Origin of the sequence: Methanosarcina siciliae T4/M (genome assembly GCF_000970085.1) — an archaeon.
Classification (GTDB): domain Archaea; phylum Halobacteriota; class Methanosarcinia; order Methanosarcinales; family Methanosarcinaceae; genus Methanosarcina; species Methanosarcina siciliae.
The window spans coordinates 1,151,082-1,176,958 of sequence record NZ_CP009506.1 but is presented as its reverse complement, the minus strand read 5'-3'; the positions used below and the strand labels follow the sequence as shown (position 1 = coordinate 1,176,958).

The 25,877-nt window shown below is 41.6% G+C and carries 12 protein-coding genes and 1 pseudogene; 5 read left to right on the top strand and 8 right to left on the bottom strand.

Annotated elements, in window-relative coordinates; genetic code table 11:
* Positions 1–46 precede the first annotated feature (46 nt).
* Positions 47–3,853: a PAS domain S-box protein gene (locus MSSIT_RS05100; RefSeq protein WP_048170562.1), complete on the bottom strand. Its 3,807-nt coding sequence runs from the start codon at positions 3,851–3,853 to the stop codon at positions 47–49.
* Between the two features lie 571 nt (positions 3,854–4,424).
* Entirely contained in the window at positions 4,425–4,559 is a 135-nt protein-coding gene (locus MSSIT_RS25200; RefSeq protein ID WP_261789039.1) for a hypothetical protein, read from the bottom strand.
* 420 nt (positions 4,560–4,979) lie between these two features.
* On the opposite strand from MSSIT_RS25200, the gene MSSIT_RS05095 reads away from it, so the two are divergent.
* The 3 genes from MSSIT_RS05095 to MSSIT_RS05085 are packed head-to-tail and all read left to right on the top strand — an operon-like array spanning position 4,980 to position 7,919.
* Positions 4,980–6,212, top strand: coding sequence for an ABC transporter substrate-binding protein (locus MSSIT_RS05095; protein ID WP_048170560.1), 1,233 nt, complete (start codon positions 4,980–4,982; stop codon positions 6,210–6,212).
* Positions 6,209–6,904, top strand: a complete 696-nt coding sequence (locus tag MSSIT_RS05090) for a GTP-binding protein (RefSeq protein ID WP_048170557.1) — start codon at positions 6,209–6,211, stop codon at positions 6,902–6,904. Before MSSIT_RS05095 ends, MSSIT_RS05090 begins: the two co-directional genes overlap by 4 nt.
* Position 6,905: 1 nt before the next feature.
* Positions 6,906–7,919, top strand: a complete 1,014-nt coding sequence (locus MSSIT_RS05085) for an ATP-binding cassette domain-containing protein (protein WP_082088887.1) — start codon at positions 6,906–6,908, stop codon at positions 7,917–7,919.
* A gap of 59 nt (positions 7,920–7,978) precedes the next feature.
* Here the strand turns inward: MSSIT_RS05085 and fxsT are convergent, their stop codons facing one another.
* The 6 genes from fxsT to MSSIT_RS24565 all read right to left on the bottom strand — a co-directional run bounded on the left by fxsT (position 7,979) and on the right by MSSIT_RS24565 (position 23,394).
* Positions 7,979–11,437: an FxSxx-COOH system tetratricopeptide repeat protein gene (fxsT, locus tag MSSIT_RS05080; protein WP_052721521.1), complete on the bottom strand. Its 3,459-nt coding sequence runs from the start codon at positions 11,435–11,437 to the stop codon at positions 7,979–7,981.
* 287 nt (positions 11,438–11,724) lie between these two features.
* A complete protein-coding gene (locus tag MSSIT_RS05075; protein ID WP_048170554.1) occupies positions 11,725–15,855 on the bottom strand; it encodes a PAS domain S-box protein in 4,131 nt (1,376 codons plus the stop codon).
* Positions 15,856–16,513: 658 nt separating this feature from the next.
* A complete protein-coding gene (locus MSSIT_RS21100; protein WP_052721520.1) occupies positions 16,514–19,906 on the bottom strand; it encodes a PAS domain-containing protein in 3,393 nt (1,130 codons plus the stop codon).
* Positions 19,907–20,301: 395 nt separating this feature from the next.
* Complete coding sequence (locus MSSIT_RS05065) at positions 20,302–21,537, bottom strand: adenosylhomocysteinase (RefSeq protein WP_048170551.1); 1,236 nt, start codon at positions 21,535–21,537, stop codon at positions 20,302–20,304.
* Between the two features lie 303 nt (positions 21,538–21,840).
* A complete protein-coding gene (locus tag MSSIT_RS05060) occupies positions 21,841–23,139 on the bottom strand; it encodes an amidohydrolase family protein (RefSeq protein ID WP_048170550.1) in 1,299 nt (432 codons plus the stop codon).
* Positions 23,140–23,298: 159 nt separating this feature from the next.
* Positions 23,299–23,394 (bottom strand): winged helix-turn-helix transcriptional regulator, encoded by a 96-nt coding sequence (locus MSSIT_RS24565; protein ID WP_231590529.1) that lies wholly within the window; start codon positions 23,392–23,394, stop codon positions 23,299–23,301.
* Between the two features lie 628 nt (positions 23,395–24,022).
* Between MSSIT_RS24565 and MSSIT_RS05050 the strand changes: the two genes are divergently transcribed.
* Together MSSIT_RS05050 and MSSIT_RS25635 are read left to right on the top strand one after the other, a co-directional pair.
* Complete coding sequence (locus tag MSSIT_RS05050) at positions 24,023–25,234, top strand: C39 family peptidase (RefSeq protein ID WP_082088886.1); 1,212 nt, start codon at positions 24,023–24,025, stop codon at positions 25,232–25,234.
* A 29-nt stretch (positions 25,235–25,263) separates the two neighbouring features.
* Positions 25,264–25,857, top strand: a pseudogene (locus tag MSSIT_RS25635) (UPF0228 family protein); the annotation flags it as partial.
* Positions 25,858–25,877 lie beyond the last annotated feature (20 nt).

Here is a 25,877-nt window from a genome sequence, read left to right as displayed (position 1 = left end):
GGGTTTAGCCGGTCCCAAGAATCAAATTTTCACTCCTCAATTTTATTTAATGCAATTTTTCAAAGCTGGCCGATAAAGTGAAATAAAAAGTTGAACCTCTTCCCGGCTCAGACTCTACCCATATGTCTCCTCCATGCCTTTCTATTATTTTTTTACAAATTGAAAGCCCGATTCCCGTTCCCGGATAGTCTTCCCTTTTATGCAGCCTTTTAAATAATTCAAAGATCTTCTCCGCATATTTGGGATCAATTCCAATTCCATTGTCCTGCACCGAAAATCGCCACTTGTCACCTTCGTTCTCCGCGGAAACATGAATTTTTGGGGTTTCTTTACTGCGGAATTTTATTGCATTGCTGATCAGGTTCTGAAATACCTGAGTCAGCTGAGTGCCGTCTGCCATTATCTCAGGCAAAGAATCGTATGATACGGTAGCTTCATTTTCTTTTATGGAAAACTCCAGATCAGATAACACGTATTTCAAAATAGATTCGCAATCAGTAGGTTCTAATTCTCTTGCTTTGGTGGTTACTCGGGAAAATTCAAGGAGATCATTTATCAGGCTCTGCATACGAGAGGCTCCGTCCACGGCAAAATAGATGTATTTATCAGCCCTTTCGTCAAGTTCGCCCTGATATCTCCTTTGTAAAAGCTGCAAATAACTTGCTATCATCCTTAACGGTTCCTGTAAGTCGTGGGACGATACGTAAGCGAACTGCTCCAGGTCTGCGTTTGAGCGGGCAAGTTCTTCCAATTTCAGTTCTAATATTTCTTCTGCTTTCTTTAGTTCGGTAATATCCCTGGCGGCAGCAAAAACTCCAATAACCTTACCGGATTCATCCCTGTAAATAGAAGCATTATATAATACGGGAGTTACACTTCCATTCCTGTGCTGGATTTCAAGCGCATAATCCAGCACTGATCCTTTTCTGAATACTTGCTGATATCCTTCCTCGGCTTTTTCAGGCTCAGTGAAATAATTCGTAAAATCAGTACCTATAAGTTCGCTCCTTGAATAGCCCGTAATCTGTTCCGTGGCTTTATTTACATCTGTTATTTTTCCATCAGGACCTATAGTGACAAGAGGATCGAGACTGGCTTCGAGCAGGCTGCGGTTATAAATGTTTGATAACCTCAAAGCTTCTTCTGCTTTCTTACGTTCGGTAATATTTCTGGCAATAGCAGAGAGTGCCATAATCTTTCCAGAGTCATCAAAAACCGGAGAAAGAGCTACTGATATATCTACTAATGTACTGTCCTTCTTTAACCGTACAGTTTCGTAGTGGTTGATTCCTTCTCCCTGTTTAATCCTTTCAATTAACTGTTTTATTTCTCCTTCAAGATTAGCCGGTTCAAGCACTGACATTTTTTTTCCGAGGATTTCTTCAGCCGAGTAACCATAAACCTTTTCTGCCCCTATGTTCCAGCTGGTAATCATACCATCCAGAGACATAGTTATAACGGCGTCATCTGACGATTCCACAGCACTCACAAGTGTCTTAATTTTCTCTCCTGCTTTCTTAAGTTCAGTAATGTCTCTGGCTGCAGCAAAAACCCCGATAACTTCCCCGGTCTCACCCCGGTAAACTGAAGCGTTATACAGAACATGAGTTATATGCCCGTCTCTATGTAGAATCTCCAGCGGGTAGTCCCTTACCAGCCCTTCCTGAAACACATGCATGTAACTTTCTTTTGCTTTCTCAGGCTCGGTAAAGTAGTCTGAGAAGTCAGTGCCTATAAGTTCGTCCCGCGAATAGCCGGTAATCGTTTCCGTAGAGATGTTGACGTCGGTTATTTTTCCATCGGTCCCGATTGTAACGAGAGGGTCCAGGCTGGCCTCAATCAGGCTGCGGTTATATTTACTTGCAAGTTCCAATGCTTTTTCAGCTAGTTTACGCTCGGTAACATCCTGAACGGTCCCCTTCATCTGAACAGGAACATTTTCTCTGTCAAAAATAACTTCCCCCTGTTCGTGTACTATACGCTCCCTTCCATCAGCCCGGAAAATCCGATGATCGATGCTGTAAATTTTTCCGTTGAAAGCTTCTTTTACCGTCTCATCAACAAGAACCCTGTCTTCAGGGTGCACATAACTCAAAAACGAATCGTAAGTCGCACCGAATTCCTGAGGTCTGCAGCCGAAAATCCGATAAATTTCATCAGACCAGTATAATTCATTGCTTTCAATATTCCAGTTCCAGTTTCCGAGGTGAGACATTTTTTGAGCTTCGGCAAGCCCTTTTTCACTTTCTTCCAATAATTCGTAAGCTTTCCTGAGTTTAAGGGTTCTTTTTTCAACCAGCTTTTTCAGGTTGTCGCGTGCTTCTTTCAACCCTATTTCTGCTTTTTTTATGTCGGTGATATCACGGGAAATGGCGAGAACGGAAGTGATATCGTCATTAACAAACTCGGGTACTATTCGCGTACTGAAGTAGTATTCTTTTCCCGGAGGCGATATATAGTGAAAATCCATTTTTTCGGTTTTCCCCGAGGCAAAAACTGTTTGGTAGTGGCTTTCCCATAACTTCACCAGTTCAGGGTCCATTCCCAGTTCTCTATTAGTTTTCCCGATGATTTCTTCAGGAGACCTGCCATAAGGTTCCGCAGCTGCAGGGTTAACATACAGGTGACGGTTCAGTCTATCAAAACGGGCAACTATATCAGGAGAATTTTCTGCAAGTGTACGGAAACGTTCTTCACTCTTGCAAAGTAAACAATAGGCTTCATTGAGTTCCTCGGCCTGAGCCTGCAACTCCTCATTTTGCGTTTGGATCTCCTCGGTTTGAGCCTGCAACTCCTCATTTTGCATTTGGATTTCCTCGGCCTGAGCCTGCAATTCCTCCGATTTTACCCGGAGATTCTCATATGCTTCATACAATGCTTCTACAGCCTGCTTACTTTCCGTAATGTCCCGGGCAACATGTACACTCCCGATAAGGTTCTCTTTAGAATCATAAAGTGGTGAGACACTTACTAAGAAACAACCACCAAGACAATCTTCGCAAATCTCTGTTGTGTGTTCCATTCCGTCTTTAAGCAACTGTTTGTGAGGACAAAAAAAAGGGGGACTGTCTGTTCCATGTACCGCTTGATAGCAGGTTAGCCCAACACACTCTTCCGGTGTGACTCCCAATTTTGCAGCCATTGCCCTGTTTGCACGGACGACTCTGTATTCGGTGTCGATTATAGCTATCAGGTCCGGCACGGCATCAAAGGTATGTTTCCAATCTTTTGCGGCTTGAAGAGCTGTTTCTTCTGCCCTCTTGCGTTTGGAGCTTTCAATCTGCTCCCATTTTCCTTCCCTTTTAATCAGAGCAAACTGATGGTTGATTACAACGTCTACTATTTCAGTCGAATTACACTTCTCAAGGCAATAAGTACACAGGGCTATCATCTGATAATTGCCGATGATATTGTCTATCTCTTTCTCATACTGGACAAAATCGTTCCAATCTTTTTTTTCCAGCCAGAATGTGTTTCCGCTCAACCTCAAACCTTCATAGCCATTGGCCAGGGCTTTTTTGAGTTTTTCGATCCACCCGTTCAATACTTTTTCCGAATCGAAATAACCTTCCTGTACATACCAGTGAGTGTAGGGAATAATCTCTATTTGCCCTTTCTCGAGATAAACATCAAAATCGGGAACAGCTTTTCTAAGGGCTTCTTTTGCATCTTTTACATCCAGAGGTTGTGATGTAATCCACATGCAGAACTCATTGTTTTCCAGCCCCGTTTTAAAGTAAGGGACGAGTACATCCATCAAATCTTCTTTTGTCTGGTAAAACTGGCAGAAGTGCGTCCCCCAGGGGATATTCCCAATTATATCAATCCCGGACATTCTCATTTTTTCTTCCATTCATCACTTCTCCGTTCTTCAAAAACGATTTATGTTTGTATATAGGGAGGAATATAAATGCGGAAGTCACGAAAATACGGAAGGTTCTGGAATCTGCATATAATTCTGCATATTTGTATTATAGGTATAGTATGGTATGCGTATGGTATGCAGCGAGTTAGTTTTTAGAGTACATTGAGAAGACCGGTTCAATGTAGAGCCAAAAACCTGTTATTTTCAACCGGTTCTAAAAATAGGTCCTACAAAACAGGTTCTGCACTACGTTAAGGCAGGCTTTCAAAGGTATTCTATGTTTTTCTATAGTTCTTATTTACGTAAACTCCTTTTTATAAAATTGAGTCCTCAGTGTTTTCCAACGTCTCCTCAAAAATAAGTAAACATATTCGTTATTTAAACATTTTCAAATTATATCGTATAAAAGTCATGCTCTTTCTTATGAACGTCCAGCTTATATGTTGTCGCTGTCAACTGTTAGAGATATTTTCCATTCATCCAAAAACATTAAAAATGAGGCGAAACAAATACCATTATTCTCCTGAAAAACTGAAAGCTATTCCTTGTAGCATTTTTTTCATGTTTCAGGTGCCTGAAAACCTGAGAAGATTAAGTGAGTGGCACTCTCCCTGAAGAGGCTTCTTATTTTGTTCTTTATTGAGAACCTTATGATAAATTCAGTTTCATAACCTTTTTTGTTTCCTTCATTCAAAGTATCTGTCCCTCCATCTTCATAAAATTTTGTAATGTATCAATCGATATTGCTTGAGAATTTGTAATATTGTGTCAAAAATTCAAATTCGTTTGCAAATTACCTGTGAGGTAAATGTTTATTAAATTAGAATGGAAGAAATGATAATTATCAAATTAGGATGGAAGAAATGACGAGCTAATTTGGCACCTCCATAGGAACAATATTTCCGGTGTGCAAATATTTATATGTTTGTGTCCCAATTGGAATAACTGACGTCCCGCAAAACAGAACAAAAAATAAAGGCTGGTGTAAATGTTGAATTCATAAAATTTGATAGCGCAAGTTTTTTTTTGATGGAAATGCCATCATTAAAAATTTTAATTTGAACGTCATGAAGGGAGCTTAAATACCGACCAGAGGGATATAAGGCGGAATGATATGAAAGTAATTGATGAAACAATGAGTATATACCAGATCTTAAGTGAATATCCTTTTTTGCTTAAAATATTCGAACAGCATGGAATGGAGAAATTTGGAAACAGGGAAATTCTCGAAAAACTTGGCCCTTTACTAAAATTGAAAACAGCCCTATCAATGGTATCGGTGAATGAAAACTCCTTTATTGAGCTCCTGAACCAGGCTGTTTCGGACAGTGAAGCAAAGGGAGATTTTACCCTTGCAGATTCTCCTGAACGACAAAAAGAGCTGACTCTTCTTGCCCTTTTGCCCTGCGGCATGAAGATGCCCTTTTCCCGTGCGTTTGACGACTTTTCAGCTGAATACAGCAGACAAATGAATAATGTGCTCCATTCTCTTGTAGAAGGTAATGTCAACCATGAGCTTTCCTATTATGCCTATATCGATTCGGTTACATCGATTGACGAACTCCCGGATATAATTATCAGCTCTGACATTAACAGCTTCTACCACAAACCCTTCCAGGAGAATTTTCTTAATCAGGAATATTTTGTAAATCTTAATTCATCCCCAATGAACATTGATTTTGAATCCATCGGTTTTGCCGATCCCCGCCGCCAGTTTACCATGATCTCGGCAAACCTTCTTGTCCTGGTCACAATAGATGAACTCATGAAGGATAATAGCAAACCGGAATCCTGGGAAGATATCTTAAAAGCCGAGTACCGGAACAGGGTTGTTATGCGGGGACAGGATGGCTTTTTCTGTAATGGGGTACTGCTACCGTTCTACCGGCTGTACGGAATGGAGGGAATCAAAAAGCTTGCTTCGTCAGTATATACGGGACTTCATCCTTCCGAGATGGTCAAAATGATAGACAGCAAAAAAGATGATGTACCGCCCATGTATATCATGCCTTACTTCTTTGCTAAGAAAATTCAGGATAAATCCCGGATAACAATCAATATACCTTCGGAAGGAGCTATTGTAAGCCCTGTGCAGATGCTGGTTAAAAAAAGTGCAGCAGAGAGGGTTAAGGAGCTCACGGATTTCTTCTGTGGGAAAAAGTTTGCGGAAATCTCTACCAGAGCCTTTTTCCCGACAACAAATCCTGAAGTTAATAATAAGCTTGAAGGAATCAAACTCTACTGGCTGGGCTGGGACTTCCTGATAAATACCGACATCGGAAAACTTAAAGAAGAACTAGAAGAAGTTTTCAATAAAAGTTTCTATGAGACCGGAGGTGTTGTGTGAGGCTTGTTACGGTAGCAGGTCCTCCATCCTCGGGAAAAACCAGTATCGTTATCAAGACCGTCGAAGAGCTCAGACAGAAGGGTTTTGCAATCGGTGTGGTAAAATTTGACTGCCTCTCGGCTCAGGATGAGGAGCTCTATTCCGCTCACAATATTCCGATCAGGACCGGACTCTCCAGAGGGCTCTGTCCTGACCACTTTTTTGTAAGCAATATCGAAGAAGCCCTCAGGTGGGCCAAAGAATGGAAGTTCGATTTTCTGATTACCGAGAGTGCCGGGCTCTGTAACCGCTGTTCTCCCCATATCAAGGATGTCCTGGCAATTTGTGTTATTGATAACCTGAGCGGAGTCAACACGCCTAAAAAAATCGGCCCCATGTTAAAACTTGCGGACATCGTTGTTATTACTAAAGGAGATATTGTTTCCCAGGCAGAGCGTGAGGTCTTTGCATACAGGATCAGGCAGGTTAACCCCAGGGGAAAGATAGTTCAGATTAATGGGGTTACGGGTCAGGGTAGTTTCTATCTTGCAAAACTTGTGGAAAAAGCTTCTATAATTGAAACCCTTCAGGGAGCCACACTCCGATTTACCATGCCCGGAGCTCTATGTTCATACTGTCTCGGGGAGAGAAAAATCGGGGACGATAAGCAGATTGGTGTTTCAAAGCTTGTAAATTTCAGAGGAGAAGAATAGCTTGCGGACAGATTTGCTTCACATGAAGATAAATGAACTCAGGGAGATGATGCCCTGGATAGAGGATTACTTCTCGGCGTTTGCAATTGATCCTGTGCAGTTCGAAAACAGGAACCTGGAAGAACTGGGTTCGATACTCGGTGAAGATTATTTTGTTGAGATGGGAAGCAGCTCTCTCGCCTTTATTGAGGGTTTCTTTCTGTTTATCGAGCAGGCCCGGGCTTTTCAACAGGAAAGCGGATCCACGGTTGAATCCCTTACCGTGCTCCCCGGACGTAATAAAAATGGTGAAAAAGAGACCTTTTCGGTAGAGCTAAAAAAGGGTAAAGTGACAGCAATTGTCGGCCCTACAGGTTCAGGCAAGTCACGGCTTCTGGCTGATATCGAATCTCTGGCTCAGGAAGATACTCCCACCGGCCGCAAAATCATGGTTAATGGCCTAGCTCCGGGGGACGAGGAGCGTTTCTCAACCGAGGGACGTTTTATTGCGCAGCTTTCTCAGAACATGAACTTTGTTATGGACCTCAGTGTCGAGGAATTTCTGACCCTGCATGCCGAGAGCCGTATGGTCGATGAGGTCTCCCTTGTCGTTCAGAAAATCTATGATACTGCAAACATCCTGGCAGGAGAGCCTTTCAGCAGGAAAACTCCCGTAACAGAGCTCTCAGGGGGCCAATCCCGCGCCCTGATGATCGCAGATACCGCCCTTCTCAGTCCTGCATCCGTTGTCCTTATCGACGAGATTGAGAATGCAGGAGTCGACAAGGTCCGGTCTCTCGAGCTTCTGGTAAGTAATAATAAGATTGTTTTAATCAGTACTCATGATCCTCTTCTGGCCCTCTCGGCAGATCAGCGCCTGGTCATCCAAAATGGCGGGATCTCAAAACTTTTAAAAACCACAGAGGATGAGAAAAAGTACCTGGAGAGCCTCGAAAAAGTAGACCGCAAACTTACCCATCTTAGAAATCAGTTGAGAAGGGGGGAAGAAATCGACCTCAGTGAGTTTTTGGTGTAGCTTGATTTTGAAGGCAGTGTAGGATAAGTATGGTGTACACGAGAATATAATAATTGAGTTCATTTCTTGTTTTCTTTTTCAATATTTGAGCGTATCCTTTTGGCACGGTTACGTTTTGTTGTAGCTTCCCTATTCTTTCTCATTTTATCCAACATGAAAGCATAACTTTCTAAGAGGCTAGCAAGCTCAAGACTATTCTTTCCTTTGGTTTTTTCTACGACTTTTATTGCTTGCTCACAATAGGATCTGGCCTTAAGATATTTTCGTTGTTCGTAATAAAAAATTGCTAAGTTTTGAAGGCAAGTTCCTACATTTGGATGTTCCGGTCCCAGTGCTCTTTCTGCAATTTCCAGGGCACGGGTATACAGAGGTTCAGCTTCAGAATGTCTGCCTAAATTGCTATATAACAAAGCTAGATTATTAAGACGAGTGCCTACATCTGGATGATCAGGTCCCAGTGCTCTTTCTGTAATTTCCAAGGCACGGGTATACAGAGGTTCAGCTTCAGAATACCTACCTGAATTTCTATAAAGTTCCGCTAGATTATTAAGACAAGTTCCTACATCTGGATGTTCCGGTCCCAGCGTTCTTTCTGTAATTTCCAGGGCACGGGTATACAGAGGTTCTGCTTCTGAATATCTGCCTAAATTGCTATATAACAAAGCTAGATTATTAAGACGAATGCCTACATCTGGGTGTTCCGATCCCAGTGCTTTTTCTGTAATTTCTAAGGCACGGACATACAGAGGTTCAGCCTCAGAATATCTACCTGAATTTCTATAAAGTTCCGCTAGATTATTAAGACGAATGCTTACAGTTGGATGTTCCGATCCCAGTGCTCTTTCTGTGATCTCCGAAGCACGGACATACAGAGGTTCAGCTTCAGAATACATGCCTAAATAGCTATATAATAAAGCTAGATTATTGAGGCGAGTGCCTACATCTGGATGATCAGGTCCCAGTGCTCTTTCTGTAATTTCCAAGGCACGGGTATATAGAGGTTCAGCTTCAGAATACCTACCCGAATATCTATAAACTTCCCCTAAATTATTGAGACTCTTTGCTATAGCTGGATCATTTGAATTTAATGTATTTTCTTGAATCTCTAATGCACGCAAGAATAGCAGTTCTGCTTTGGAGTATCTGCCTATATCTATATATAGTTCCCCTAAATTATTGAGACTCTCTGATATGTCAAAATGTTCAGGTTTCAGAACCTTCTCTCTAATCTCCAATGAACTTTTAAAGAGTGATTCGCTATCCTTAAAACTAATCTCCACTGAACTTTTAAAGAGTGATTCACTCTCCTTAAAACGTGCCCTTTTATGCAGGTAAAGACCTGCCTTATTCAGTAATCTTGCAGATTCTTCTGTCTCAAGACCCCACAGCTTAATATATTCTGCACAAATCTGTGCATGTGGAAGAAGCTTATCACAAAGCTCCCAATTTATATACTCAACATCAGGAAATGTACGGTTTACAGCTTTAACAACACGTTCGGCCCAAAGTTTTTGTTCACTTTTTTCCATTCCATCTCTTATGACGGCTTGTACAAGGCGGTGAATATCATAAGTATGGCAGCCTATTTCACGATTGATTAAAGAGTACTGCCAGAGTGGTTTGAGAACCTCGTCATAAACAAGAGGGTCTGTATCGACTTCATTAAATATGGAAGAAATTAATGGTCCTAACTCATCTGAGCTTTTGTGATAAATTTCTGCAGGGATTCCATTGGGATTGAGAAAAGCACTTGCATATAATACATCTGCTGAGACTTCAGATTTTTTCTTCACTTCATCGAAGTTCATCAACCATGTAGTTGATATCGATTCTGGATATTTGCTTTTATCAATTGGAGACTTTTCCAATAACTTTAGGCCACGTATGTTATAGCTAGCCAGATAATCTTTAAAGCTGGAATTGTTTGCATGAATAAATGCTCCTGCTTGTTCTAAAGCCAATGGAAGATAACCAAGTTCATTTACAAGCTTGTCAAGAGCTTCGAGCTCGGATTGGTTTAGATTGGCACGCACCGTGCGTTTTAGAAGGAAACTTTTGGCTTCTTCAGGAGACATTGCCTCCATATCAACTGATTTTGTAATATCCAGTGCATCAAAAACTCTTAGTCTCGCGGTCAGGAGGATGTGCTCTTTGGGATCTGGGGGAAGATATCGCTTTACAAAAGAAATGTCGTCAGCATTATCAATTACGAGTAGCCAGTTCTCATGGGTTCTAAACCAGTTTAATACAGCTGAAACAATATTGTTCAGGTCTGAGTCGTTTTTAACCGGCAAGTTCAGTAATTTTGCAATGCCAACATAATCGGAGATGATTGAATCTTCAGAATCGGCTTTTACCCAGAATATAAATTCATATTCAGTACGATAACGATAAGTATATTCAACCGCAGTTTGTGTTTTCCCTATACCTCCAAGTCCGCATACTGCAACTGGTTGAGATACAGCAACTGTATTATCTGCAAGAAGAGCTTCACGGATTTGTTTTAACTTTTCTTCACGTCCTGTAAAACGAAGGTTCCTTGAGTAGGGAACGTTTGATATTGCGGCTTTTGGCTCTTGAACAGTCTGAGAATGCGAAAGTTGTACCGTCTTGGAGTCAGAGTCTTTAGTAGTAGCTGGAGTTTTAGAATCAGAAGATAAGTCATTTTCCTTAATCTTCTCATCTATAACGGCAGTCTTCTCAGGAGAAAAATGTTCAGGATATTCATGTTGTTCTGAATTGATCGGCACAATGTGTGATTTCGCTAAAATCTCAAAAGCGAAGGCGCTTGCATGATGTGAAGCTATTTTCTGAGAACCCGCCTTATCCGCTTTTTCCTTTTCATCGATTAAATCAGAAATGCCACGGATAACCAGTGCATCCACGTTTTGGTTAGCATAAGCAGCCTTGAGAAAACCGTAACCCTCCATCTCTACTGCCAGCGTGTCTTCATAATTGGATTTAATTAATTCATAAGCTGCAGATCGTGTGGAATTTAGCACTTTTCCGCCAGCAGCAATGGGCTTGACAAATATGTTAGGAGATGGATTCGGCATCAACTCACCAATACGTTGTAACCAGTCTCCCTTACGAGCCTCTGCTCTTGCTCGGTTAATCATTTTGTAATTTGGAGAACTAACCGCAGGTCTTGGTTTGAATGTGTCCCCCGCTTTTCCTGACTCATATCCATAAACTTTGCTTGCAACTACTACATCACCAATTTTTACGTCGTCTTTGACCCCGCCAGCCACTCCCACAAAAAGTATGATGCTCGGATTAAAATATTGTATTGCTCTCTCTACTTCCAAAGCTGCTTGTTCATTGCCTTCACCGATTTCTGCTATCCCAACTTCCCATGATTGATTGCTGGATGAGAAAATTCCTTGTTCATAGATAGTTCCTTGAGGATGCACATTTTCTTCAAGGCATTTCAAGTGTTCACGAACTGCATTATATTCGACAGGGAGAGCGGTGAATATAACTGCAACATGATTCTTTATTTCTGTGAATCCGGGCATACTGTTCCCATCTATAAATTGCTTTTAATTTAGAAGAGAGTGACTTTCTAATAAACTCATATCACAAAATTATTTAAATGTTGTTAATTTATTATTCATGGACAGAAAAATACGAAAAAGAAAACTGTTTTTTAGTGTAATTCCGCTGGAAAAAGAGCACTGTTCCCTTTGTCAAAATGATTTTAAAAGAATCTAAAATTTTCAAAAGAATGTGCAGTAAATTACTGTATCTTTCAAAGCTGGAGAGAGAAGATATTACTGCATTTTAGGGTAATTGAAAGGGTTTCTTATCTCTTCTCTGTTATTGCGAACCTTATGATAAATTCGGTTCCCGAACCGTTTTTCATTTCAAGAACACCGTCAAGCTGGTCTACAAGGGCGGTTACCAGCTGGATGCCAAGCGTATCGGAGTTTTCCAGGTTAAAACCTTCAGGTATGCCTGTCCCGTTGTCCGAAACCGTTAAAACAAAATTGGTATTCTCATTCTCCTCTTTATTGCTCCCTTCCCTATTGTTTATAATTTCCTTGCTTCCTTCCCTATTGTTTATAATTTCCTTGCTTCCTTCCCTATTGTTTATAATTGCCCTGTTTCCTTCCCTGCTCAGTTTAATTTGAATGACTCCTTTGTCTTTGCCCTGAAATGCGTACTTGAGGGAGTTTGAAACAAGTTCGTTCACAATTAATCCCAGTGGGACGGCAGTATCCATATCAAAGAAAACGTTTTCTTCCATGTCCATATTTAAACTGATGTCGACATTTCCAAGGGTGTAGGTCTGGAAAAGGTTTTCGACAAGCCTCTGAAGGTAAGGTGAAAAATTCAACGTATCGTTTCCCTTGCCTTCGTGCAGCTCTTCATGGATCAGGGCAATGGATATTACTCTATTCTGACTTTCCTTAAACGCGTTCAGGACTGCCGAATTCTCAACATGTTCTCTGCTTCCGAATTTTTCCGCCTGGAGGTCGAGCAGAGAAGAAATTACCTGCAGATTATTCTTGATCCTGTGATGAATCTCTTTTTTGCGGGCAGTTTCGATATTTGCGAGGGTCTTTTCTGCCTGCTTCCTTTCCGTGATATCTTTAATTACTCCAAGAATTCTGTTTGCACCGGATTTTTCATCTCTGAGGAATGTCCAGTTATCTTCAAGATATATATATTCTTCATTCTTTTTTCTAAAACGGTATTCTATTCTGTAAGCGCTTCTCTCAGATCCGAACTGTTTTTTATGATTTTCCAGGAACTTATTCAGATCTTCCGGATGAATACGGGAAATCCAGAAATTCAGATTAATGTTTTTCAATTCGTCGGGAGTAAAGCCTGTAAGTTCTTCAGTACTGCCTGCCAGCTCAACGGTATCTGTCTCTATATTATAATCGTATACAAGCTGCCCTGTCTGTTCCGTAACTATCCGGTACCTTTCTTCGGTTTTCTGAAGTTCTTCTTTTGCTTTTTTGCTTTCGGTGATATCCCTGGTAGTAATAGCTACCTGTCCATCGGAAAAAGGCAGCACGGTTGCACTTACATCCGTCCAGATAGTACTGCCATCTTCTTTAACGACCCCGATCTCGGAAATTTTAATTGACCCTGGATCTTCCACAGCCCTTACACTGGGGAACTCCTCAGCAGGCATCTCCGTACCGTTTGACCTGAGATACTTCCGGGATTCATACTTCTCTTTGAGCAGATCCGATCTTGATATGCCCAGGATTCTTTCAAGGGCAAGGTTTACATCGATGTTTTTTCCGTCTTTGTCAATGATTGAAACCCCAACGGGAAGCAATTCAAAGAGAGTTTTTAATTTGCTTTCACTCTCTTTTAGCATCTCTTCAGCCTTTTTCTGCTCAGTAATATCCTGAATTGTCCCTTTCATCCGAACGGGGATGTTTCTTTCATCTAAGATAACTTTCCCCTGTACATGAATTACGCTTTCTTCTCCGTCAGCCCGGAAAATCCTATAATCAATACTATATGGCTTTCCACCTAAAGCCTCTGTGATCGCATTATTCACATATTCCCGGTCGTCTGGATGTATGTAACTTATAAATGTATCATAAGTAGGGATAAATTCCTGAGGGCTGTGCCCGAAAATACGATATTTTTCATCGGACCAGTGCAGTTCGCCGCTTGCAATGTTCCATTCCCAGCTTCCGAGATGAGCCATTCTTTGAGCTTCAGCAAGTCCTCTTTCGCTTTCTTTGAGTAACTTATAAGCCTTTTCAAGCTCTGATGTACGTTTTTTCACCATATTTTCCAGGTTGTCGAGCGTGTCTTTCAATTTAGTTTCTGTTTTTTTCCGTTCGGTAATATCGGTAAGCATACTCATAGAGCCAGTAAACCTGCCGTCCTTATCAAAAAGGGCTTTAGAATTCACAAGAGCCCATAAAGGAGAGCCATCTATACGCAGCAGTCTGAATTCATGGCTTTCACTGATACCCTGCCGCCTTTTTTTCATCCTCATCTCGAAAATAGCTTTACCCTCTTCATCGGTAAAATCCCGTACAGATTTGCCAATAATCTCTTCCCGGCTGTATCCTAACATCTCTGCCATTTTCTTATTAACGTAAGTGGTTATTGCTTCCGAGTCATGTACCCATTCAAGTATCCATATACCTTCGTTCGCTGTCTCAATGAGATTGCGGTACTTTTTCTCGCTTTCACGCAGCGCCTCCTCTACCTTCTTGCGCTCAGTTATGTCAATAAATGCGCCGACGCTGCCGCGTACACGTCCGTCTGCATCGTGAAGTGGGCTGGCTGACCCTAGAAGTCCCCGCCATTCCCCACCGGGCAGCAGTACATCAATTTCCTCATTGCGCATATCAATGTCCATCAGGGCGGCCTGTTGCATGGGCAGTTCATCTGCGGTCAACTTGAAGCCTTTTCGGAAGAAGCACCGTGCAGGTGTAACGTTCGCAGAGACGTTTTCTCCGACATCGACCTCGTAGAGCTCGTTTGCCATCCGATTACCAGTGATATTGCGACTCAGCGGGTCGTGCCCGATCCAGATGGCAACAGGCACCGTATCCATTACTGTTGTTAGTTCTTCGGCTCGCTGGCGAGTCTGTTCTTCCAACTGCTTGCGCTCGGTGATGTCCTGGACGATGCCTGCCATCCGGCGCACGCTTCCGGTGGTATCCATCAGGTGCCGTCCGGCCGCCCAAATCCATCGAAGTTTCCCATCCACACGCCGGATGCGGCACTCAAAACTCCAGTCACTGAACGCAGTTGTGGCCTTGCGGAACTTTTCGTCCACCATCGCACGGTCTTCAGGCACTACGTGATCGAGGAACATTTCGTAGGTCCACTGCGGGAGAAGTTGTCCGTAGCCGAAGATGCGGTCGTGCTCAAGCGACCGATGGGCGGTATGATCTACAAGGTCGAGGTCCCACGCGCCGGTGTGGCTGGTTTCGAGCGCGAAGCGCAACCGTTCCTCACCCTCACGAACTGCCTCTTCTGCCCTCTTCCGTTCGGTGATATCGCGGGCAAAGTGGATGCACCCGGTAAGTTTTCCTTCCGAATCATGCAGTGGTGAGACACTCAGTATGAAATCTCCTCCAAGAGAATCTTCACGAACTTCTTCAGTGTGCTCAACCCCGTCCATAATTAACTGCCTGTAAGGGCAAAAAGAAGGAGGCTTGTCCATCCCATGGATTACACGGTAACAGATTAAACCTGCACACTCTTCCGGTGTTCTGCCCAGTCTTGCTGCCATTGCCCTGTTCGCACGAACAATCCGGTATTCAGTATCAAGTATGGCTATCAGGTCCGGCACGGCATCAAAGGTAAATTCCCAGTTCTTTGTGGCTTGAAGAGCTGTTTCTTCTGCTCTCTTGCGTTTGGGACTTTCTATCTGATCCCATTTTCCTTCTCTTTTAATCAGAGCAAATTGATGGTTGGCAACGACGTCGATTATTTCGCTTGCATTGCATCTATCGAGGGAGTAAGTACATAGGGAAAGTACCGGGCAGTTACTGACGACTCTATCTCCCTGTTCTTCATAGGCAACGAAATCGCTCCAGTCTTTTTTTTCCAGCCAGGAAACGTTAGTTGCCGTTCTCAAACCGTCATAGCTATTCTTCAGGGCCTGACCGATTTTTTCAGCCCATCTGTCCAATAAGTCCTCCTCATCGAAAATCCCATCTTTTAAACACCAGTGAGTGCAGGAAATAATTTCGATCTGCCCCTTCTCAAGGTAAACATCAATATCAGGAACAGCCTTTCTAAGGGCTTCTTTTGCCTCTTCCGTTTCCAGGGGTTCTGAGGTGATCCATACAGAATATTCGTTATTTTCCAGCCCTGCTCTGAAATAAGGGACAAGAATCTCTATCAAATCTTCTTTTGTCTGGTAAAACTGGCAGAAGTGAGTCCCCCACGGCACATCCCCAATAATATCGATACCGGACTTTCTCAGCTGCCCCTTCATTCCTACCCCTTCTGGCTTATTTCAATAGTGCCCCTGTTTATTGACTGCATTCTGCAATAATTTGTGTCTGGATTTGAAATGAATGTAAGGTTCTTCTGTTTATTGATTCACGTAAATTGTTTGATTTCACGTTAATTTTCTATTTAAATATTGAAATAATTAAATATGTTTCAGGAGGAATAATGATAACTCCATCTTCGATTTGGATAATTATTAAAAAAATAAGATTCCAGGTACTCTCTTAGTAGCTATTCCCTCAACAGGTATTGTGGTCTATAAAATGCAATTATAAGTATTAGTAATTAGTTATTTTTCTTATCTTACTTTATAATTCAAGTGCAGTAAATATTTTCTATTTCAATTTGTGGAAATGGCGTTATATTTACCGGATTAAAGACTTTAAAAAATTTAAAAAAGGGTAGAATTGTTCTCTGCTGCTTCTTTTCCGATTATGTGCCTTACTCCAGCCATTCATGCGGCATTCCTATCGGAAGCGAGTTCGTAAATTCTTATGCCCCAGGAATTCAAGTTTCAGCTTTGCCACATAGGCGTCAAGGCCCCTCGGACCATTGACCGGCTCAGTTCAAAAACTTATTCTCGGCAGTGTGGCGCACACAGAAGGCCTGAAAGATGATGAGGAATGAATTATCTAATATCCTCACTCCTTCTCTGTTGCTGAGAACCTTACAACAAATTCGGTTCCCGAGTCTCTTTTTAATTCAAGGGTGCCATCTAACTGGTCTGTTAGGATAGATATTAATTGCAGGCCCAGAGTATCGGAACTTTCTACACTAAAATTTTCGGGCAGTCCTATACCGTCATCTGAAACAGTTATTATAAAATTGGGGACCTCACTTTTACGATCTTCTTTTTTGTTCTCCGGTACTTTACGTGCAAATTCCCCATTTTCTTCCCTGCAGAGTTTTATCCGGATTATTCCTTTATTTCTACCTGTAAATGCATATTTGAGAGAGTTAGAAACAATTTCGTTGACGATTAACCCGAGAGGAACTGCAACATCAATATCAAAGAAAATATTCTCTTCAAGGTCCATATCCAAGCTGATATCTACTTCTCCAAGGCAATAAGTCTGGAAAAGGTTCTCAACAAGCTTCTTAAGATACGGAGAAAAGTTTAATTCATTGGACCCTTTGCATCCGTGCAGTTCTTCATGAATAAGGGAAATAGAAATGACTCTGTCCTGACTCTCCCTGAAAGCTTCTAAAACTTCTGGATTCTCAAAGTGTTCTCTATTTTTGAATTTTTCAACCTGAAGGCCAAGTAAAGACGAGATTACCTGAAGATTGTTTTTAATGCGATGATGTATTTCCTTTTTACGTACAGCCTCTATACTTGAAATGGTCTCTTCTGCCTTTTTTCTCTCAGTAATATCCTTAATTGTTCCAATAATTCTTTTTAACTTACCTTTATCGTCTTTCAGGCAGACTCCATTATCTTCAATATAAATATAGTCTGCATTTTTCTTTCTAAAACGGTATTCTGTTCTGTAAATGCCTCCGCAAGCCTGAATTTTTTCGTACTTTTCAAGGAATATTTTGAGATCTTCAGGATGAATACGAGCCCGCAAGAAATTTAGATCAAAATTTTTATATGCCTCAGGTCCGTCTCCGGTAATCTCTTTTACGTTGCCTGCCCAGTCAGCAGTACCTTTCTCAACATTATAGTCGTATATCAGCTGTCCTGTCTGTTCCGCTACTATACGATATCTTTCTTCACTTAACTCAAGCGACTTTTCTGTTCTTTTACGCTCAGTGATATCCTGAACTGTTCCTCTCATTCTAACGGGAATATTTTCCTCGCTAAAAATAACTTTACCCTGGACGTGGACTACGCGCTCTTCCCCATCAGTCCGGTAAATTCTATAATCATTACCGACAATTTTTGTTCCACTTAATATATCCTTATAGGCCATGTTTATACGGCCTCGATCGGCCGGATGCATGTACTTTAAAAATATATCATAAGTCATATAGAATTCCTGGGAGTTGAGTCCGAAAATCCGACACATTTCATCGGATGCGGAAAGTTCGTTAGTTACAAGGTCCCAATTCCAACTCCCAATATGAGCCATCTTCTGAGCTTCGGCAAGACTTTTTTCGCTTTCCTTTAAGGAATTATATGCCTTCTCAAGCTCTGCTGTGCGTTCTTTAACTTTTTCTTCTAAAGTCTCATTTGCTTTTTTAAGAGCTTCTTCCATCTGCTTGCGCGCGGTAATATCGCTAAAAATCGCTGCAAATTTCCCTCTCTCAGGGCTGAAAACACAAATATCGATATACTTGTTGGTTAAATGAGTAAAAAACTCAAAATGGGCCGGTTTGCCTGAGAGAGCGACTTCTAAGTACTTTTCAAGAACCATGGGATTTGCTTCATGGAACACTTCCAGATGCAACTTGCCCAGGACCTGTTCTTTTTTTATACCTGTATGGAGTTCAAAAGCAGGATTCAGATCAAGGAAACGATAGTCTTGGGGCTTCCCATTCCTGTCGCAGATGAGTTCTCCAAGAAAGAGAGCCTCACTCATGTTTGTAAAGAGCATGCGGTAATGTTCTTCACTCTTCCGAAGTGCTTCCTCAATCTGCTTACGTTCGGTAATGTCCCTGATGATCATCACTATTTTAACAAGACCGTTTTTATCTTTGAAGAACGCATTAGAGACCTCACCCGGGAAAATTGTACCATCTTTCCGTCTAAAATTGAGTTCTCTTCTAAACCTGCCTTTTCTGGCCCTTTCTTCTAATCCGGATCTGATTCTCGGGTCAGACACATCTAATACGCCATTTATTCCACCTTCGATAATTTCTTCCTCGGCCATCCCAAAGATCTTACAGGCGGCTGGATTGGCTGCATGAATAGTTCCGTCGGGTGATGTGAAAAGAACGGCGTCAATGCTGTTCTCGAAGAACGCTCTGTACTGCTCCTCTCTTTCTTGCAATGCCTCTTCTGTCCTCTTACACTCAGTAACATCCTGAACTATTCCTTCAACTCGAACAGGGACGTTTTTCTCATCAAAAATGATTTCTGCCTGTGTATGGACCGTGCGTACTTTTCCATCAGGCAGGATGATTCGATAATCTATATTCTGTAGTTTGTCATTGAAAACTTTCTTAATGGAATTAACCAGATATTCCCGGTCATCAGGGTGTACAGAACTTAACAGGGTATCATAAGTTGCTTTGAACTTTTTCGGATCACGTCCGAAAATACGATAAACTTCATCAGACCAGTATAACTCCCTGGTTACGATATTCCATTCCCATTTCCCAATATGAACCATTTTTTGGACTTGAGAAAGACATTTTTTACTTTTTTCCAATGATTTATAAGCCTTTTCAAGCTTTGCTGTCCTTTCCTCAAGTAATTTCACTAAATTCTCATTTTTTTCCTTTGATTTGGTTTTTACTTCTCTAAAAGCCCGGATAGCCCTTTTTTCTGCCCTTTTAATCCCGTAATTTTCAATCTTTTCCCATTTTCCTTCCCTTTTTACCAGAACAAATTGATGATTCCGAGCCGCATGTATGATTTCACCTGTATCAAACTTGCCTGAAGAATAAGTACACAGAGCTATTATGCGGCGGTTTTCAACGGCTTCATCCAGTTCTTCATCAGAATCAATGAAGTTCTCCAAATCGTTTTTCAGCCCGGATATATCCTGAACCAATCTCAAACCATCGTAGCCCTTCTGCAAAGCCCGATCACTTTTTTCAATCCAGCTTCTTACGGCTTTTTTTGGGTTAGACCTGTCTTCTTCTGCAGACCTGTATTTGTAAGAAATTAGTTCTAGTTGTCCTTTTTTTAGATAAATATCAAGTTCAGGAAAAGTTTTTTTAAGAAGTTCTGCTGCTTCTTTTTTTGTTTCAAAAACCTGTGGTAAAGCCCATATGCAAAGTTCGTTATTTTCCAGCCCGGCTTTCAAGTAAGGACAAAGTATATCCATTAACTCTTCCTGCGTCTGGTAAAACTGGCAGAAATGTGTACCCCAGGCTATATCCTCGATAACCCTTAAGCCAGATATTCTTGGATTTTTATCCATCCCATATCCCTTTCTACCGGGACTTCAAACTTGGTTTTTGTCTGATTTTCTACCAGACTTTCCGGTTTGCAGATACTTTCAACCAAATCAAAAAAATATTTTACAGAAATTGCATATAGTTTCAGGCTCTTTAAATCCTTGAGCTTTATACTTAGGTAATATGGGCTCTTATTAATAATTGATTTTTTCAGACACTAAAAAGTTAGATGGGACTATAATCGGACTTACTCAAAAAAAAAGCGAAAAATCTCATTAATTTTTATTTTAAAATTAGTAAATTCAAGTGCAATGGATATGCCGCATTTATAAAGATCGAGAAGCATTTACATCCATTGCCCAGTAAGTCAATAATTAAAAGTTGATAAAATAAGGATCTTCTGCGGCTTATTTTCAAATTATGTCCCGCACTCCCAGCCGGTCATATAACATTCCTGCTTGGAAGTAAGTTCGTCAATGCTTATGCCCATAGATTCAAGCTTCAGTTTTGCCACGTAGGTATCAATTCCTCTGGGGACCCCGTGTACTCCGTTCAGAAGCGTATTTTCGGCAATGTAGCGCACGCAAAGTGCCTGGTTTGCAAAACTCATGTCCATGACTTCGGCAGGGTGCCCGTCGCCTGCAGCCAGGTTTACGAGCCTGCCTTCGGCTATAACATTAATGCGCCTGTCGCCTATATCATACTCTTTGATATTGTGCCTGACAGTCCGGGCGGATTTTGCAAGGGACGCAAGGGCTTCCATATCGATTTCCACATTGAAATGGCCTGAGTTTGCAAGGACTGCCCCGTCCGGCATGACCTTGAAGTGTTCGGCAGTGAGAATATCACGATTTCCGGTGGTCGTTACAAAGATCTCTCCCAGCTTTGCAGCATCTGCCATTCTCATTACCCTGTACCCGTCCATCCTGGCTTCAAGGGCTCTTATCGGGTCTACTTCGGTGACGATCACATTTGCGCCCAGGCCCGCAGCCCGCATCGCAACCCCTCGCCCGCACCAGCCGTAGCCTCCAACAACAACGTTTTTGCCTGCCACAAGGAGATTTGTGGTCCGGTTAATCCCGTCCCAGGCTGACTGCCCGGTCCCGTAGCGGTTGTCAAAGAGGTATTTGGTCATGGCATCGTTTACCGCAATTACCGGCATCTTGAGGGCACCGTCCTTTTCCATGGCATGAAGCCTGTGGACTCCTGTGGTTGTTTCCTCGCAGCCTCCGAGGATCTTAGGGAGCAGCTCTGTTCTTTCCTTATGAAGTTTGAATATAAGGTCTGCCCCATCGTCTATTGTGATATCAGGTTCTATATCAAGGACCTTATCTATTGCTTCATAATACTCGCTGGTACAGCATCCGTATTTTGCAAAACAGTTTATATTGTTTCGGGTATCAAGAGCCCTTGCCACATCGTCCTGCGTACTCAGGGGGTTGCATCCCGAAATAGCTACCTGTGCGCCGCCTGCAGCCAGCGTTTCAACAAGGACTGCGGTCTTTGCTTCTACATGAAGGGCCATTCCGACTTTAAGTCCTTTCAGGGGTTTTTCTTTCTCGAACTTCTCCCTGATGATCGCAAGTACGGGCATGTGGTTTCTTGCCCATTCCATTTTCATGTTTCCGGATTCTATAAGTTCTTGTTCGGTCATGATAATCCCGTCAATCAGATAATGCTTGAATTAAAAGACTTGATACGTTTGAATTCTCAGATAAATGCTTAAATTAAACTATTAATACACTTAGTTCTCAGTAATCGCCTGAATAAAGTAACGAACAAAGCTGGTACTTTGATTTCTCAAACCCATCCAGTGAGTTTACTCAAATTGAAACTCTGCTCGCCGGCAGATTGAATCAAACCTGTGCTTATGTTTGGCTTTCAGGTATTTATTATTCCTGTATAACAATATCTTAATAACAATATCTTATGCGTTGTATGGCACGGATTTATGCTTTCAGGCATTTACCCTTGCTACGAGTTCTTCTGCCGCTGTCCTGGCTTCTTCTATGACTTTTTCCTCGTCCAGTGCAAGTACCCTGTAATTGTCCATAAGGACTTTTCCGTCCACGATTGTTGTCCTGACATCGCAGCCTTTTGCAGAATAGACCAGGTGGGAAGGGACATCGAAACAGGGAGTAAGATGCGGTTTTTTCATGTCCAGTATAATCACGTCCGCCTTCCTTCCCACCTTCAACATTCCGGTTTCCGTGCCGAGGGCTTTTGCCCCGTTAACGGTTGCCATCTCAAGGACCTGGCGGGCCGGAAGAGCGGTAGGGTTGCCTGTGCTTACCTTGTGCAGGAGGGCAGCGGTCTTCATTTCTTCAAACAGGTCAAGGTTATTGTTTGAGGCGCAGCCGTCAGTGCCAAGGGTAACGTTCACCCCCCTTTCCAGCATCTTATGCACGGGGGCAATTCCGGATGCCAGTTTCATATTACTTATGGGGTTGTGGGACACGTTTACCCCTCTCTGCCTTAAAATCTCTATATCCCCGTCCGAAAGCCATACACAGTGGGCGGCAAGCACATCAGGGCCGAAAAACCCTATGTCTTCAAGCAGGTGTACGGAACATTTCCCGTACCTTTCTTTCATCGCATTCAGCTCGGCTTCGGTCTCCAGAACGTGGATATGGAGGCCTGCTCCGTCCTTATGGGCTTCTTCTTTTACCTTTATAAGGAATTCCTCCGAGCAGGTATTAGGGGCGTGGGGGCCATACATGGTTTTTATCCTGCCGTCTGCAGCTCCCTGCCAGGCCCGGACAAAGCGTTTTCCTTCCTTAAGGTCAGTTTCTCCTTTTTCTTCGTTCCAGAGCTCAATTAAGCCGTGGGAAAGGGAAGCCCGAAGTCCCGATGCCTCTACAGCCTTTGCCGTTTCGTCCATATAGAAATACATGTCTGCAAAGGATGTTGTTCCGGATTTGATCATTTCCAGGCATGCGAGCAGGCTGCCCTTATATACATCTTCGGCCTTCAGCTGGGATTCGGCAGGCCAGATGTTTTTTTCAAGCCACTCCGCAAGCTGGAGGTCGTCAGCATAACCCCGGAACAGGGTCATTGCTGCATGTGTGTGTGTGTTTGCAAGCCCTGGCATCACTACCGAACCCTTTGCATCGATCACGGTGTCGGCACTTTCTTTTGTTTTCTCCCCGATCTCCGTGATCTTTCCGTCTTCGATAACAACGGTCCCGTTTTTAAGGTCTCCAGAATCAGGGTCCATCGTTAAAACGTAAGCATTTTTTATGATTATGTCAGCCATATGATCATATCCGTCAGGCAATGAACTGAAATTTGTTGGAAATAAACTGAAACATGTTAGAAATTGTTAGGATTAAACTGCAATAAGTACTTATCCTAAAAAAAGTTGTCCTGAGATCACACGAAACCCGGCGAAAGACAAAGTTGAGAAAAAACAAAACTAAAAAATTATATTATCTTCTTTTAGTCTCTTTATATGCCAGTAAGTAGTACTTTTGTCCAAGTTTAACTTTTCTGAGAGTTCCTTGTTTGTAATCTCAGAATTTTCCAGAATATTAAGAAGTATCTGTTTTCTTGTATTTGACCCCGAATTACGGGAACCAATTTAAATAAGGAAACAAAAGCGACAAGATATCCCGCTATGTAAGCAATCTTGAACGACAGGGGAAATTCCTCGAAGGTAAGAGTCCTATCCGCCCCACTCACGTCGATAGCATCATCCAGTTTTTCGAGCTCTTCCTGAGGTGGGCAGGAACCAACGATTATATCCTCCCGTATGGCAGATAGAAAAAGCAAAGTTGCCAGTATAGTCAAAAAATATCTTTCTAGACATTATTAACCCTCTTTTTAACACTTGTCAAGACAGTTTACTTAATTTTTATGGCCAAATCATCTAACTATCAATCTAATAGCCATACAAATCTTCAAAGAGCTCGGATTTATGTTTACCTATACTATCAGTTGGATGATTTGCCCACAAATTAATTATAAGAGTAAGTTCATGAAAAAAATGAACATTAAAAAGATGTTTAGTGGAGTTCAAATTTGCTCTGGAAAGTACATTTGAACTCCGCGTTGCCCGGAGGCATGATTAGTGTTAGCTTTGTGAATATTTAAAGCTTGCCTGATCCTGCCTCTTGGGTAAAAATCCACGAGGTAAAGGCATGAGAACAAGAAATGACTCAGGAATATGTATGCTAATTTTAGCCATACTGCTGGTTGGTATGGTGTTAGTACCAGTTAACGCACAGGAAGAAAACAATTATAGCATAACTGCAGAAGAAGCTTTTAAGCATGCAAATACGCGCATGATAAGGTTTATAGCAACCGACACACAAAAGTTCGGAAGCTGGGAAGGGGCATCTATTGATCCCAAACCACTGGAGCTTTACGATCCAAGTGGTAAAAAGTTGTACTATCAGTTTTCAGTATATGAAAATAATAAAACAATAGGTAAAATCGACGTTGGTGCCAATAAAACATTGGGGCAGCCAATCCAAGTCATCGAATTTAACCCGATACCGTTTAACATGATTGAAGTTATGGAAAAGTCAATAGAAACTGCCAAAAACAATTACCCAACTGGAGAAATCAAATCAACTAAGATGGTTGTATATAGCTATCCCAAAATAGGGGCAATGACCGTAGTAAAAGACAAGATTACAGGAGACGAATATAGGATATTTATAGATGCATATACTCTTGATGTGATACCAGATAAACCCATAGCTGAAACAAAACCTGGAGTTTGCTCAATCTATGAACAGATGTCTAAGAGTGAAATAGACGAGAATTTAATAAAGTGGCAAAAAAGTAATGAACTTACTAAATCTATAGAACAAGCAGCAACTAATAAGGGAGTTAATATTAATTTGCCAGTCACTGAAGAAGATATCAAAAAACTTAGTGACGATACAACAATAGTGGGAAGAAGTACAAGTTATTATCTCGATACTACTTTATATGGGCAAGAAAATGATCATTACTGTGCTCCAGCATGTGGCCAAATGATTGCTGAGTATTATAATGTATCTCATACCCAAGATTTCATATATCAAAAGATGGGTCCAGGTTATGAGATTGGCGGGGGTGTTTATAATAATAACCAGGTAAATTACTATCAACCATCCACGGGACTAAATAAACCTCATTCAACCTATGTTACAGTCTTTACGTTTGATCAAGCGATTTCTGAAATTAACAATAATAGACCTTATGTAAGTATAGCTTCGGACCATTCTCGAGTTTGTAGTGGATACTTATACGATTATCCGGATAGATATTTGGCAATCGACGATCCACTCCCTGAGGATTATGGTCATTCTTATATGGAAGCATTTGGTTCAGAAGATTACCGTGTATATGTGAGGAGTTAAAAACTCCTCACTTTTTAGAAGGTGGTAATTTGAGTAAAATCAGCAAAAAAATTGCTGTTTTTATTTTTTTTCTAGCTCTTGTAATACTCTTGGGATTGTTTGTAAACGCATCAGCTGATATGAAAATGCCGGTTGATATGAAAGCTTCAGTTGACACAAAGGTACCGGTTGATACGAAAACACCGTTCCAAGGAAAAAAAGTAGCTGGCTTTTTTATCGAATTTGAAGAGGGGACTACTGAACCTGAAGTTAAAGCCATTCTTGAAAACTACAACATGACTGTAAACACCATAGATTACAATTCTGATATTATGCCAAGTAGATACTACATGATATTAGATAGAGATAAAACAATAGATATAGAGGAATTGGTAGATGAGGAAAATTTGACTGGCCCTATAAAAAAAGGAAATAATTATATAATTACGGTAACTGAACAAGCTATTCAGGATAAAAATTTCCTCGCAATACTGGAAAAAAACAATCTTCCAGTGAAAAAATCCGTCTATTGTTATATTCGTTTAGAAGATGAATCTAAGAATGGTAGTATTCCGCAGAAAGATGCATACCAAATTGCAAATGAGCTTGAAAGGAATGAAAAGGTGCTGACCGCATCTCCAGATACGAGAGTAAATCATTTATT